This is a genomic window from Micromonospora sp. WMMD964 (assembly GCF_029581455.1).
GTDB lineage: Bacteria > Actinomycetota > Actinomycetes > Mycobacteriales > Micromonosporaceae > Micromonospora.
The window spans coordinates 3,729,403-3,742,797 of record NZ_CP120860.1 but is presented as its reverse complement, the minus strand read 5'-3'; the positions used below and the strand labels follow the sequence as shown (position 1 = coordinate 3,742,797).

Annotated in this window: 14 protein-coding genes; 6 read left to right on the top strand and 8 right to left on the bottom strand. The window is 69.5% G+C overall.

Annotated features, from left to right (window positions below; all coding sequences use genetic code 11):
- Genes O7616_RS17235 through O7616_RS17225 form a run of 3 tightly spaced genes read right to left on the bottom strand, consistent with a single transcriptional unit; the run spans nucleotide 1 to nucleotide 2,900 of the window.
- On the bottom strand, nucleotides 1–1,158 hold the full coding sequence (locus O7616_RS17235; protein WP_282302926.1) for a PTS mannitol transporter subunit IICB: 1,158 nt from the start codon (nucleotides 1,156–1,158) through the stop codon (nucleotides 1–3).
- A gap of 58 nt (nucleotides 1,159–1,216) precedes the next feature.
- Nucleotides 1,217–2,125 carry a 1-phosphofructokinase gene (gene pfkB, locus O7616_RS17230; RefSeq protein ID WP_282307660.1) on the bottom strand — a complete coding sequence of 303 codons (909 nt, stop codon included), beginning with the start codon at nucleotides 2,123–2,125 and terminating at the stop codon, nucleotides 1,217–1,219.
- A gap of 13 nt (nucleotides 2,126–2,138) precedes the next feature.
- A complete protein-coding gene (locus O7616_RS17225; RefSeq protein WP_282302925.1) occupies nucleotides 2,139–2,900 on the bottom strand; it encodes a DeoR/GlpR family DNA-binding transcription regulator in 762 nt (253 codons plus the stop codon).
- Between the two features lie 132 nt (nucleotides 2,901–3,032).
- On the opposite strand from O7616_RS17225, the gene O7616_RS17220 reads away from it, so the two are divergent.
- Nucleotides 3,033–3,281 carry a hypothetical protein gene (locus O7616_RS17220; RefSeq protein WP_282302923.1) on the top strand — a complete coding sequence of 83 codons (249 nt, stop codon included), beginning with the start codon at nucleotides 3,033–3,035 and terminating at the stop codon, nucleotides 3,279–3,281.
- Nucleotides 3,282–3,738: 457 nt separating this feature from the next.
- Here the strand turns inward: O7616_RS17220 and O7616_RS17215 are convergent, their stop codons facing one another.
- The 4 genes from O7616_RS17215 to O7616_RS17200 all read right to left on the bottom strand — a co-directional run bounded on the left by O7616_RS17215 (nucleotide 3,739) and on the right by O7616_RS17200 (nucleotide 6,792).
- Complete coding sequence (locus tag O7616_RS17215; protein WP_282302920.1) at nucleotides 3,739–4,968, bottom strand: serine protease; 1,230 nt, start codon at nucleotides 4,966–4,968, stop codon at nucleotides 3,739–3,741.
- A 117-nt stretch (nucleotides 4,969–5,085) separates the two neighbouring features.
- The gene (locus O7616_RS17210; protein WP_282302918.1) at nucleotides 5,086–5,517 is read right to left on the bottom strand and encodes a DUF6196 family protein; all 432 of its coding nucleotides are present in this window, start codon (nucleotides 5,515–5,517) and stop codon (nucleotides 5,086–5,088) included.
- A 70-nt stretch (nucleotides 5,518–5,587) separates the two neighbouring features.
- Complete coding sequence (locus O7616_RS17205) at nucleotides 5,588–6,157, bottom strand: MFS transporter (protein WP_282307659.1); 570 nt, start codon at nucleotides 6,155–6,157, stop codon at nucleotides 5,588–5,590.
- Entirely contained in the window at nucleotides 6,154–6,792 is a 639-nt protein-coding gene (locus tag O7616_RS17200; RefSeq protein ID WP_282302916.1) for a hypothetical protein, read from the bottom strand. The genes O7616_RS17205 and O7616_RS17200 overlap by 4 nt, the downstream gene beginning before the upstream one ends.
- A 72-nt stretch (nucleotides 6,793–6,864) precedes the next feature.
- Here O7616_RS17200 and O7616_RS17195 point away from each other — a divergent pair, with 72 nt between their 5' ends.
- The 4 genes from O7616_RS17195 to zwf all read left to right on the top strand — a co-directional run bounded on the left by O7616_RS17195 (nucleotide 6,865) and on the right by zwf (nucleotide 11,573).
- On the top strand, nucleotides 6,865–7,707 hold the full coding sequence (locus O7616_RS17195; RefSeq protein WP_282302915.1) for a LysR family transcriptional regulator: 843 nt from the start codon (nucleotides 6,865–6,867) through the stop codon (nucleotides 7,705–7,707).
- 202 nt (nucleotides 7,708–7,909) lie between these two features.
- Nucleotides 7,910–8,773, top strand: coding sequence for a TIGR03620 family F420-dependent LLM class oxidoreductase (locus O7616_RS17190; RefSeq protein ID WP_282302913.1), 864 nt, complete (start codon nucleotides 7,910–7,912; stop codon nucleotides 8,771–8,773).
- A gap of 45 nt (nucleotides 8,774–8,818) precedes the next feature.
- Nucleotides 8,819–9,742: an AEC family transporter gene (locus O7616_RS17185; protein ID WP_282302911.1), complete on the top strand. Its 924-nt coding sequence runs from the start codon at nucleotides 8,819–8,821 to the stop codon at nucleotides 9,740–9,742.
- A gap of 337 nt (nucleotides 9,743–10,079) precedes the next feature.
- Complete coding sequence (gene zwf / locus O7616_RS17180) at nucleotides 10,080–11,573, top strand: glucose-6-phosphate dehydrogenase (protein ID WP_282302909.1); 1,494 nt, start codon at nucleotides 10,080–10,082, stop codon at nucleotides 11,571–11,573.
- A 162-nt stretch (nucleotides 11,574–11,735) separates the two neighbouring features.
- Here the strand turns inward: zwf and def are convergent, their stop codons facing one another.
- The gene (gene def, locus O7616_RS17175; RefSeq protein WP_282302907.1) at nucleotides 11,736–12,455 is read right to left on the bottom strand and encodes a peptide deformylase; all 720 of its coding nucleotides are present in this window, start codon (nucleotides 12,453–12,455) and stop codon (nucleotides 11,736–11,738) included.
- A gap of 315 nt (nucleotides 12,456–12,770) precedes the next feature.
- Between def and mce the strand changes: the two genes are divergently transcribed.
- Nucleotides 12,771–13,289 carry a methylmalonyl-CoA epimerase gene (gene mce, locus O7616_RS17170; RefSeq protein ID WP_282302905.1) on the top strand — a complete coding sequence of 173 codons (519 nt, stop codon included), beginning with the start codon at nucleotides 12,771–12,773 and terminating at the stop codon, nucleotides 13,287–13,289.
- The last annotated feature ends 106 nt before the right edge of the window (nucleotides 13,290–13,395 follow it).

Below are 13,395 nucleotides of genomic sequence, written 5' to 3'. Positions count from 1 at the left end.
TCAGACCTCCTGCTTGGCCGACTTGTCGAGGGTCTCGTCGGGGTGGCCGGCCCGTTCCTCGTCTGGGCGGACGACCGCCTCCTCGTCAGGGCCGACAGCGTCTGCGGCGGGCTCGCCGCGACCGAAGCCGAGCAGGGCCGAGGCGACCGCGAAGGTGACGGCAGCGGCGATCACGACGCCGAGGATGACTCCGAAGTGGCTGCCCTTGGGGGTGACCGCGAGGTACGCGAAGATGCTGCCCGGCGAGGGGGTGGCGACCAGGCCCGCACCGGTGATCACGAAGGTGCCGACGCCGGCCGCACCCCCGGCGATCATGGCGAGGATCAGCTTCGGCTTCATCAGCACGTACGGGAAGTAGATCTCGTGGATGCCGCCGAGGAACTGCACGATGATCGCGGCCGGGGCACTGGGACGCAGCGCGCGAGGACCGAAGATCATGAAGGCGAGCAGTAGACCGAGGCCGGGGCCGGGATTCGACTCGATCATGAACAGGACCGATCTACCCTTGTCGGCCGCCTCGGCGATGCCCAGCGGGCCGAACACGCCATGGTTGATGGCGTTGTTGAGGAAGAGCACCTTGGCGGGTTCGACGAGCACCGAGGTCAGCGGCAGCAGGTCCTTGCCGACGAGCCAGTCGACGCCCGAGCCGGCCTGCTTGGTGAGCCATTCGACCACGGGGCCGATGCCGTAGACACCGCCGATGGCCATCGCGGCGCCGATGATGCCCGCGCTGAAGTTGTCGACAAGCATCTCGAAGCCGGGACGGATCTTGTTTTCGATCAGGCCGTCGAAGAGCTTGAGGAGATAGGCGGTGAGCGGCCCGATGAGCATCGCGCCGAGGATCATCGGCACATCCGCGCCGACGACGAGGCCCATGGTCGCCACCGCGCCGACGACGGCACCGCGCTGGCCGTGGACCAGCCGGCCGCCGGTGTAGCCGATGAGCACCGGCAGCAGGATGCTGATCATCGGGCCGACCAACTCGGCCAGGGTCTTGTTGGGGATCCAGCCGGTCGGGATGAACAGTGCGGTGATCAGGCCCCAGGCGATGAACGCGCCGATGTTGGGCATGACCATCGCGGCCAGGTAGCCGCCGAGGCGTTGCACTGTGGCTTTGAGGCCCTGGCCCTTTACCTCTGGGGTGTAGGAGGAGGTCACGGGGGTTCTCCTTGATGAGGGGCGGTCCAGACGGCCTCGGGGGAGGAAGCTCGTCCGGCTAGGGGTGGATGGTGACGTCGTGGCGGAACAGGTCCGCTGGGCCCGGCATCCGGCTACCGGGCAGGCTCACCGCGGCGGCGCCCCAGGCCAGGCCCTCGGCGAGGGCGGCGGCACCCTGCGCGCCCGCGGCGAGGAACCCGGCGAGCAGCGCATCGCCGGCGCCGACGGTGCTCCGGGGCCGGGCGACCGGACAGGTGCCGGTGCGGACCCCTTCGGCGTCGACCAGGACAGCGCCGTCAGCGCCGAGGCTGGCCAGGACGGTGCCGGCTCCCCATGCCCGCAGGCACTGGGCGGCATCGACCACGTCGCCGAGGTCCTTCAGCGGGGTGTCGACCACGTCGGCCAGTTCGTCGCGGTTGGGCTTGAGTAGGGTCGCCCCGGCCAGGGCGGCCTCGCGCAGGGCAGGACCGCTGGTGTCGACGGCGACCCGGACGCCGGCCGCGCGCAGCTTCCGGCACAACTGAGCGTAGGCGTCGGCGGGCAGGCCGGGCGGGACGCTGCCGCACAGCACGACCCAGTCGGCGCCGCCGGCGCGGGCGAGCACGCGGTCGATCACCTCGTCGAACTCGGCGCGGCACAGGGCCGGGCCGGGCTCGTTGATCTTGGTGACCGTGCCGTCGGGCTCGGCCAGGGTGATGTTGGAACGGGTCCGGCCGGAGATCGGCACGGCGAGGACTTCCACACCTTCCGCCTCGAGCAGGCGGATGAGCTGGTTGCCCTCGTCACCGCCGGACGGCAACACCGCCACCGACGGCACCCCGTTGGCCAGCAGGGCACGGGACACGTTGACGCCCTTGCCACCCGGATCGAGGTGAGCCGCGGCAGCCCGGATGACCTCGCCCCGGTTGAGTGAGTCGACCTCCACGGCCCGGTCGAGGCTGGGGTTGAGGGTGACGGTGACGATCATGCCCGGCCCGCTCTCATGCGCGTACCACCCGAACGCCCGCAGTCTCCAGGTCACCGACCAGGTCGGGGTCGGCACGGCTGTCGGTGATGAGCAGGTCGACGTCGGCCAGTTCGGCGAACCTGGCCAGATAGTCGTTGCCGAGCTTCGTGTGATCGGCGACCACCACCGTGCGACGGGCCGATCGGACCATCGCCCGCTTCACCGCCGCCTCGGACGGGTCGGGGGTGGTCAGTCCACGCTCGACCGAGATGCCGTTGGTCCCGACGAACGCGACGTCGACGTAGAGGTTCGCCAACGGCGTCAGCGCCCAGTCGTCGACGGTCGCCAGCGTCCTCCCGCGGACCCGTCCACCCAACAGCAGGACGTTGAGGTTGGCGTAGGTACTGAGGGTCGTGGCGATGACCGGCGAGTTGACCACGACGGTCAACTCTCGGTCGACCGGCAAGAGTTGGGCCAGCCGGGCGGTCGTGGTGCCGGCGTCGAGAATGATCGCTCCCTCCTCCGGCACCTCCCTCAGGGCGAGCTTGGCGATGCGCTCCTTCTCCTCGATGAGCACCGCGTCACGCGCCGCCAGCGCGGGCTCGAACCCGAGCCGTTCGACCGGGATCGCTCCACCGTGGACTCGGCGCAGCACCCCTGCCCGCTCCAGGATGGTGAGGTCGCGGCGGATGGTCTCCGATGTCACGTTGAGCCCGTCGGCCAAGCCGGCCACCTCGACCCGGCCCACCTCGCGGGCGAGGCGAAGGATCTCCTGCTGTCGTTCTTCGGCGTACATGTTGTTGTTTCACCGCCGTTTCGCTTTGCTTGTGCTGTGTTTACGCCCGACTACGAGGAAAGTCAAGGGAAGGGCCACATAAAGCCACACAACCCGGTGGCCTAGCGCGACGAGTGGCCTAGACGGAGCCGGATGCGACGGCTCGGCCGGTTGGGAGCGGTCGCGCAGCTGTACCGCCAGGACATCCCGGACTACGCCGGTACGGGCGGCACCGACCTGCTGCAGGTGTCGTGGTGCCCGGTGGACCACTCGGACCGGCACTACAGCCCTTGCGTCCTTCTCCACTGGCGCGGCAGTTCAGCCCTCGGTCGACTGCTCGAAGCGCCTCCCGAGCCGCCGGTGATCAGCGACATGTACCTGCCGGTTCCGTGTGCGGTGTAACCCGAGCAGGTCCGCGAGCACCGATACGCCGACCTGCTCCGCGATGACCTACGCGAGCGGCTCGACGAGTGGGATGACGACGAAGACGAGAACCGTCCCCACTGTCAGAGCGACCTGTCGCCGGCGCCGGGAGAGAAGGTCGGCGGGTACGCGAACCGGCACGGCATGCACCACAGTCGGCGCCCGTCCGCGGAGAACGCGAGCGCGTCCCCGGCCACCGCTATGCGGTGACGCGCCTTCCATCCGAGGCTCTTCGGCCGCCGAAACCCACTCGTCGAGGCCCCTTGTCGGACCGGTCGGCCACGCCGACACCTCGATGGCTTCACTGGCGGTCCGGCCCGGTGGCCCAGGACGACCGAAGGGTCAGGACAGTGACACACGCGCACCGAAGGTAGCTGTCCCAACCTTGTGGGGGATGGGCCGCCGAGGCGCAGAGCGCGCATCGGCGGCCCACGTCTCAGCCGTTGTCGATCAGGCTGGCGATCTCGTTGTAGATCAGGTGCGCCTTCGCGCCCTGGTTGGACGGGCAACCGCCGAGGTGGTGCAGGGCGATCACCCGGTGGCTGGCGTTGAGTACGGGTGAACCCGAGTTGCCGCCGGAGGTGTCACAGCTGTAGCTGATGTTGTAGGTGTTGTAGTTCGCGTTGCGGACGGCGCAGGTCGTGCCGTTCTGGGTGTCCTCGAAGATCGACAGCCGCTTCGGGCTGCCGTCGCCGTGCCCGGGGATGTAGATCCGGGTGCCGTTGCTGGTGGCGGTAGTCGCCAGGTACAGCGTGCCGAATCCCTGGATGGCGGCGAAGTTGTTGACCGAGAACAGGGCGTAGTCCAATTGACTGGAACCACCGCTGCTCACCCGGTAGAGAGTGGCACCGCTGACCTTGGTGCCGGCACCGGGATTCGCGCCGCCGCAGGTGGCGCACTGGTAGTTGAACTGCATCTCGCTGCCACTCACGGCGGACTGCGTCGAGAAGCAGTGCTTGTTCGTCAGCATCCGGTTGGTGTCGCCGACCCGCCAGGTGGTGCACAGTCCACCGCCGCTGATCAGCAGGCGCGCCACCGCCCTGCCGCGGGCGTACTCGGTCGGGTGGCTGTTCTGGTAGCAGACCACGTCCCGGCGGGCGTCGGTGCTGCACACGGACTGGGTGGAGAAGTTGTGCGCGGCGATCTCCGCGCGGTCGTATCCGCGCCAGAACCGGTCGATGGTGGCGGCACTGCCACGTGCGGGGCGGCTGCTGTGCAGTGTCACCACGGCCGTGTCGCCCTCCACCGACATCGCCCAGAAACCCGGCTGCCCGTCGGTGGTGTAGTCCGAACCGGTCGCCCGGTTCAGGTGGCGGTCGTACCGGTAGCTCTCCTTGCCGTCGCGACTCGACACGGTGACGTAGTCGCCCTGGGCCAGTCGCAGTGAGCTGAAGTGCACCTTGACGTAGGTGGCGCCGGGGTGCTGGATGATCTGCGTTCCACCGTCGGGAGCGTAGGACAGGAGGCTGTCGACGGTGCGGAGTTCACCGATCGTGGTCACGCCCTCTGCCGAGAACTGGTTCGATTCCGGTGCCCGCTCGGATCGTGGCACGAGAGGGGCGACCGAGTACGCCTCGGCGGCGGGTACCGACAGGAGGCTCAGCCCGAGTGTGCAGGCAGCGATCGCGACCGCCCCCGTTCGTAGGCGGCGCAGGGCATGTTTCATCCGTCGCTCCTTCTCAGGAATCAGCACCGAGACGTGCCTTCGGCCTTCATACCTGAGATCACGCAAGACATGTAATCTCATCTATGTCATAGCGGCAAGCCGCCCAGCCGGCTCTGTCTAGCGGACGGCGCGCAGCTCACGAAGAACCCGTACAGCCTCGGTGCGGAGTTGCGCCGGGCAACCCCAGTAGTCGTAGATGCCACCGCGGGCGCTGTTGTGCCCGCAGATGACGAACACACCCGTGCCCATCCGGCGTTTGAACTCCGTGGCCAACCATCCGACGAACCCGCTGTTGTCCAGGTCGGGCGGGAAGTGGAACGAGAACACCGCGAAGTGCTCACCGTCGGTCCCGCCGCCCGGCGCCAGCCACGACCACCGATCCTCGTCCCGCACCACGGCCAGCAGGTCAGCCGTCAAGGCCGGTGGCTGATCAAGCGGCGCCTCGAAGAACGCCCACTCACCATCGAACACGACCAGTTCCGCGGCCGCGATCACCCGCCGAAGCCGCTGCTCGGTCTCGTCACGGGACTCCTGGCTGATGCTGACCATGCGACGATCCTGCCCGATGAGACCAGGCACCGCAGTCGCCCTCGACACACCGCCGAGGGTCACACTCCGCTCAATATCCGAGATCTGCCGGACCGGGGTGATGGAGCACCGCCGTCCGCGCGGGCGACCGGCGGGCCAGGAGATATCCGGTCACCGCGGCGGTGAGGCCGGCAAGCCCGGCCGCCGCGAAACCGCCTGCCGGCACGGAGAGGTCGATCGCCACGCCGACGAGCGGGGCTCCGAGCGCGAACCCGGCGCTCTGCGCCGACGACTGCAGACCGATGGCCTCACCCCGCACCTCGGGTGGCGCCAGCCGGCTCACCGCATCGGCCACCCGGCCGAGGGTCGGCGCGGTGAGTAACCCGCTACCGACGACGGCCACACACAGCCAGGGCCAGTCGCGGGCCAGCCCGGCGGGAATCGTCACGAGCCCGAGCAGACCGAGCAGCAGCCAGGTGGGCAGTGGTCGGGTCAGCGCGCCGTAGGTCAGTCCGCCGATGACGGACGACACGCCGAGCACCACGACGACGACGGCGGCCCAGGACACCTGACCTGCCTCCCGCAACGTGGCGACGATGGCGAGGTCGACGCCGCTGAGCAGCGTCGTCGTCCCGAATGCCATGGTCAGTGCGGCGATCATCTCGGCGCTGAGCCACTGCCTCCGTGGGGGGCGTTCCGCCGCGGCGGCGGCCGCCTCGTCCTCGGCGTGCAGGGGCGGGTTGAGCACGGCGATACCGACGCCGCCGGCCAGGATCGCGGCGCCGACCCCCCACGCCACCACGTCGGGGACACCGCGGCCGCGCCCACGATCACCACCGCCGGCCCCACGATGTACGACAGCTCGCCCTGCACCGATTCCAGCGCGAACGCGGGCCGCCGCTGCTCCGGCGTCGTCATCGCGGCGATCGCCTGTCTGTTCAGCGCCTGGGCCGGCACCATCAGCAGCCCCGCTACGAAGCCGGCTCCCAGCAGGAGCCCGTACGGCAGGACCGGCACGCTCAGCCAGAAGACGACCTGCACGGTGACGGTCAGCAGCAGGACGAAGCGCAGGCCCCGCGAGTCGACCAAGCGACCGAGCAGTGGTCCGCCCAGCGCCACTCCGGCGGTCAGGGCCGCCGCCACACCACCCGCCGCCGCATAGGTCAACTCCAGGCCGAGGACGACGAAGAGGGTCAGCGCCATCACGTCCGCAGTGATCGCGGTGCGGGCGACCAGGGAGACGCCCAGCAGTTGTGCCATCCCTGGCACGGCGAGCACCTGGCGATATCCGGTCACCCACATGACGCTAATTCCGCTGGCGCCCCATAAGAAGACGCCAACTTGTTGAGGTCGGCATAATCAATGCTTATGGCCAGGGATCTGGAGACCGCCCTCCTACGGTCGTTCGTCGCCGCCGTGCGGGAGGGCAGCATCAGCCGCGCCGCGACCGCCCTCGGGCACAGTCAGCCCGGTCTCAGCCAGCAGTTGCGCAAGCTCGAGAGCATCGTCGGCCGTCCGCTGCTGCACCGGTCGTCGTCCGGTGTCTCGCCGACCCGGGCGGGCGAGGAACTCCTGCCGTACGCCGAACGCATCCTCTCGCTCGCCGCCCAGGCACTCGCCGAAACCGGAGGCGCGCTCACCGGCCACTGCGGCGTCGGGTTGCTCGAAGACCTCGCCGCCTCGCAACTCACGCAGGCCCTCGCCGACCTTGCCCGGCTACATCCCGGGGCGACGCTGGAGGTGCTCAGCTGTTCCAACGCCGCCATGCGGGAGGCCTACGACGCGGGCCGCGTCCAACTCGTGCTGGACGCGGTTCCGGACATTCCCGGGCCGCCGCGCTGGACGGTGCGCGCCCCGCTGGTCTGGGCGACCGGGCAGGGTGTGGACGTGGCCGCCGATCCGCTGCCGGTGGTGCTGTTCTCCAACCCGTGCTCCTGGCGTACGTCCGTGTTGGACACGCTGGAACGCGCCGATCGGCGTTGGCGGGTGGCCTTCGAGAGCAACAGCCTGGTCGGGGTGCTGGCCGCGGTACGGGCCGGGCTCGGCGTCGCGGCGCTCATGCCCGCGAACCTCGAGCCGGTCATGATCTGCCGCGACGCGAATGCCCTGCCCGTCCTGCCGGACGTCGAGTTCGGTCTGGCCCGGCACCCCCGGACCGAGGGTGATCCGCTCATCGACGCGGTGGAGGCGGCGCTGCGTCGCATCGTCTGAGCCCGCGCCCTCGTCATCGGCCGGCCATCGGCAGCCGTGGCTCGGCCTCGACCTGGGCAGCGGCGGTCACCACCCTGTTGCGCCGCGACGTCTGACCGGACGCCCGCCACGAGGAGGCCACCCGTCGGGGCAGTCGGCCCTATGGCGGGCGTCGCACGCGGCGACGCTGCCGTCGACGGCTGACAGGTCGTAGGGTTCCGGTATGGCACAACGACTCGTCAGCGTGTGGCAACCGTTCTTCCTGTCCAGCGAGAGTCACGGCGCTGCCGTCGATGCCGCGACCGAGTTGGAAGAACTCGGCTATTCACGGATCTGGTTCTCCGGTGGCTTCGGAGAGAACGTCGCCCCGCGCTTCCGGGAGATCCTGGACGGAACGACGCGCATCGGGGTCGCGTCCGGGATCGTGAGCATCTGGCACTCGTCGCCCTCCGACGTGGCGGCGTTCGTCCAGGACGCGCAGCTGGCGCACCCCGGCCGGTTCCTGCTCGGCCTCGGTGCCAGCCACGCGGTGCTGGTGGAAGGCAGCGGCACCGACTATCGCAAGCCGTACTCGAGAATGGTGAATTACCTCGACGGCCTCGACGCGGCCGGGATTTCGCCCGAGCAGCGCATCCTGGCCGCACTGGGCCCGCGGATGCTCGACCTCTCCCGCGACCGTTCCGCCGGGGCACACTCGTACTTCGTCCCCGCCGAGCACACCGTCGAGGCCCGGGCGGCGATCGGGCCCGACCGGCTGCTCGCCCCCGAGGTCGCGGTGGTCCTGGACGCGGACGCCACCACCGCCCGCGCCACCGCCCGCCAGTACGCACACCTTTACCTCGCGCTGCCGAACTACACCAACAACCTGCGGCGATTCGGCTGGACCGACGAGGACTTCGCCGGCGGCGGCAGCGACCGCCTCATCGACGCCCTGATCCCCTGGGGCAGCGTCGAGAAGGTGGCGGCCGGGCTGGAGAAGCACTACCAGGCAGGCGCGGACGAGGTGGCGATCCAGGTGCTCAACGGCGGCGACGCCACGACGTTCCCCGCCGACGCGTTCCGCGCTCTCGCCGCGGCCCTGATCTGACTCTCCGACAACCCCACGTCCGCAGCGACGGCCGTGTAGGTCCGGATGAGCTTGGCGTCGGCGTTCGTACCGATCTGGGTCCTCACCGCGGTCGGCTACGCGGCCTGTCGTTGGGGCCTGCTGGGCGAGGCGGCGGCGTCGGTGCTCGGCCGATTCGTGTTCCAACTCGCGATGCCGTCCGCCCTGTTCCTCGCCCTGTCCCGAATGCCGGTGTCCGGGTTCGCCGACCGCTCGCTGCTCGCCTTCGCGGTGAGCACCGCCGGGGTCGTCGGGCTCGGGTGGGTCGGCGCGAGCCGGCTGTTCGGTCGTACACCCGGCGAACGGCCGATCTGGGGCATGGCCGCCGGCTACGTGAACTCGGCGAACCTCGGCATCCCGATCGCCGCGCAGATCCTCGGCGACGTCTCGTTCCTGGCGGAGGTGGTGCTGCTGCAGGTGCTGGTGGTGACACCCGTGATCCTGGCCGCCCTGGACCGGCACAGCAACCCGGCCGGGCGGGTACGAGTCCGCCGGATCGCCTCCCTGCCGGTACGCAACCCGGTGATCCTGGCGTCGCTGCTCGGTGTCGCGTGCTCGGCTGCCGGCCTGCGTCTGCCGTCGGCAGCCGACGCGTCGCTCACCCTGCTGTCGGGCGCCGCGGTTCCAGCCGCCCTCGTCGCGCTCGGCGCGTCACTGCACCACACGGTGCCGTCGCGGGCAGAGCCGACCCGGCTGGCCGAGCTGGCCGTGATCACCGCGCTGAAGCTCATCGCACAGCCGGTCATCGCGTACGCGGCCGGGCTGGCCTTGCACCTGTCCGCGCCGCAGTTGCTCGCCGTGGTGGTGTGCGCGGGCCTGCCGACAGCGCAGAACACATTCATCTACAGCCAGGAGTACGGCGTCGGCGAAACGATCGTCAACCGGGCGGTGGTGGTGACCACGACCCTGTCGCTGGCCACCCTGGCCGGGGCGGCGACGCTGCTCGGGTAGCCGAACGCGTGTCGTCACACCCTCAGCGAACCTCACCCGCTGCGCAGAGCGGCCGTCAAGCAGGTGGTGGGACGCGAGCGTCAAGCATGTCCCGTGCCGGGACATCCGGGCCGCCGGCGAAGGCGCGTCTCATTCCTACCACCGCCTCGTCGGTCGGCAGACCGCACCGAATCGTCACCGAGTCGCCTACCCGTCAGCCCGGCATGCGACGCTCAAGGTCCGCGACCAACGGGCCACGCCGCGTGGCCCCGGACACTACCGCTATACCCGCACAAACCCTGGCATGACAGTACGGCACCCCCATCCCACACCCCTTGTGCCCGGAGGAACGCAGACCATGGACCACGCACCTCAGCTCATCCAGGAGCGGAGTGCCCCGCCGGCAACGCTCGTGATCTTCGGGGCCTCCGGTGACCTGACCCGACGCAAGCTGCTGCCCGCAGTCGAGAGCCTGGCTCGGCACGAGCGACTCCCGGACCAGTTCGCGCTGGTCGGCGTCGCGCGTACGTCGATGACCGACGAGCAGTTCGCCGAGAGCGTCCTCGGCGAACGCACCCTCGCCAGTAAGCGTCAGCTCCAGGGCGGCGTGCGGTACGTGGCCGGCGGCTACGACGACCCGGATACCTACAAGCGACTGGTGGAGACCCTCGACGAGCTGGACGCACAGCGGGGCACGTCCGGCAACCGGCTCTTCTACCTGTCCACCCCGGCCGGGGCCTTCGAGCCGGTGATCAACGGACTGGCCGGTGTCGGGCTCAACCGGCCACGCGAAGGCTCCTTCGCCCGTTTGGTCATCGAGAAGCCGTACGGGCGCGACCTGGTCACCGCCCGCGAGCTCGACGGCGTCGTGCACAGCGCGTTCGACGAGCACCAGGTCTTCCGCATCGATCACTACCTGGGCAAGGACACCGTCCAGAACGTGCTGGCGCTGCGCTTCGCGAACTCGATCTTCCAACCCATCTGGGATCGCTCCTGGGTCGACCACGTGCAGATCACCGTCGCCGAGACCCTCGGCGTCGGCAGCCGCGGCGGCTTCTACGAGGACGCCGGCGCGATGCGGGACATCGTGCAGAACCACGTACTCCAGGTGCTCGCGCTGGCACTGATGGAGCCACCGGCCTCATTCGAGGCTGAGGGCCTGCGCAACGAGAAGGTGAAGCTGCTGCAGGCGATCCGACTCCCCACCGACCGGGACATCGCCGAGGCCGCGGTCCGGGGACAGTACACCCGGGGCGGCACCCGTGAGGAGCTGATGGCCGGCTACCGCGAGGAGACCGGAGTCGACCCCCTGTCGCGGACCGAGACCTACGCCGCCATGCGGCTCAACGTGGACAACTGGCGCTGGGCCGGGGTTCCGTTCTACGTCCGCACCGGCAAGCGCCTCCCGGCCCGGCTCACCGAGGTGGCACTGCAGTTCCAGCGGCCGCCGCACCTGCCGATCCCGACCGACCAGCTCACCGGCCTCGACGCCGACGCGCTGATCCTGCGGATCCAGCCGAACGAAGGCATCTCGCTGCGCTTCGGCGCCAAAGTCCCGGGCCACTCCTTCCGGGTCCGCACCGCCACGATGGAGTTCTCCTACGACCAGACGTTCGCCGAGGAGTCTCCGGAGGCGTACGAGCGCCTGCTTCTGGACGCGCTGATCGGTGACGCGTCGCTGTTCATCCGCAGTGACGAGGTGCAACAGTGCTGGCGGATCGTCGACCCGATCATCGACAACTGGGCGAAGGACCACTCACCGATCCCCACCTACGAGGCCGCCTCCTGGGGCCCGACCGACGCCGACCGGCTCATCGGCCGCCACGGTCGCAAGTGGCGCAACTCCGCGTGACCCCGCCACGACGAGTGTGACCGCGCCGCTGAGCCCAGTCTCTTGGTCTCCCATCGGGGCGCGGCGCGGTCCACTCAGTGGGCCGGGGTCGGTTCGGCCCGCTGGACACCGGGTCTGGTCGGGACCGGCGCCAGCACACCTCCGGCTCGCCACGCCCGGGTCTCAACTGACACTGGGGTCCTTCGACGACACCGCTGACCAGGGCCGGGCCTCAGCCGGCTCCTTGCCCATAGCCGTCGCTCGGGCAGCACGTTCGGCCAGGACCTGGTCCCTATTCACGCTCATCTCCTGCATCACCGCCCGGCGGTTGCGCTTGCTGAGCCGGTCGATATAGAGCGTCCCGTCGACGTGGTCCGTCTCGTGCAGCAGGCAACGGGCGAAGTAGCCGGTCCCGGCGATGCGAATCGGATTGCCGTGCAGGTCGATGCCGTGCGCCACCGCCCAATCCGGACGGGCGACGGAATGCCCTGCACCCGGCACGGACAGGCAGCCCTCCACGGCCTCCACGAGCCGGCGTGAGCCGTCGGCGGGCAGCTCGATGTCCGGATTCAGGATGTGCCCGACGTGGCGGATGCCGTCGTCGTCCGGGCAGTCGTAGACGAACAGGCGCAGGTCGACATCGACCTGGTTGGCGGCGAGGCCGACGCCCTGTGCCGCGTACATGGTCGCGAACATGTCGGCGATCAACTGCTCGAGCTCAGGGGTGCCGACTTCGGTCACGTCCTGGCAGCGGCGGCTCAGGATCGTCTCGCCGGCCTCGGTGATCCGAAGGATGCGGCCGTGCTCGCTGCCCGGCGCCAGCTCCGGGAACTCGTCGACCGGCTGACCCAGCAAGCGGACGCGCCGGTCGATGGCGTCGCCAGAGGTTCGCTGGACTGACATGTTTCGGGCCTCCTCGGGCTGGCATGGCGACGGTTGACTCATCACAATAAGTGCCGTTTAGGCAGTTTGCCATCAACCGCAGCGAAGACCAGGTTACCGGCTGCCCGCACCGCGCCGGGCGCTCGTCCACTTCGGAGTGGGAGCTCCTCCCGGCAGATCGAGGCCCTCGACGGATCCGTTCCGCCGACCGATCATCCTGTCGAAGCAGCGCCTGCGAGCGCGATCGGCGGAGGTCCGCCAGTGGGCGGGGTTGGCGGTTGATCGAGTTACGGCTACTATAACGAAGGTCGATGGATCAGATTCGAGTCCGGCTTTATGGCAACAATTTCGGACCGTTCCGGTGGCTATCTCACGGGGGAAGCTTTGATTCAGGTTTCCGAATCCGCCTTGCAATCGGCCGGGCTTCTGCGCGTCGACCATGTCGGAATCGCCGTAGCGGACCTGGACGAGGCGATCGATTTCTACCAGCGCGTTCTCGGGATGCGGCTGGAGCACCGGGAGACCAACACGGTCGGTGGCGTCCACGAGGCGACGTTGGTCGTCGGTGACGACACGTCGGGCGCTCGGATCCAGCTACTGGCACCCGCCGGTCCGGAGTCACCGGTGGCGCGATTTCTCGACCGCCGCGGGCCCGGGCTCCAGCAGATCGCCTACGAGGTGGCCGACGTCGAAGCCTCCAGCCGGGCATTACAGCAGATGGGCATCCCCTTGCTCTTCGCCTCACCGCAGCTGGGAACAGCGGGCTCGAGGGTCAACTTCATCCATCCGGGACGCGCCGGCGGGGTGCTGGTCGAGTTGGTCGAACCGGCGGCGGCCCCGAGGGCCGGGGGGTGAGGCGAGATTTCCCGGCCGCCCGGGTGTGCGGCGCTCCCCGCCGGTGAGCGGTGGCCGGCAACGCCTGATGATCGCTTCCCGATCTGGAGCGGATTGTTGATTCAGA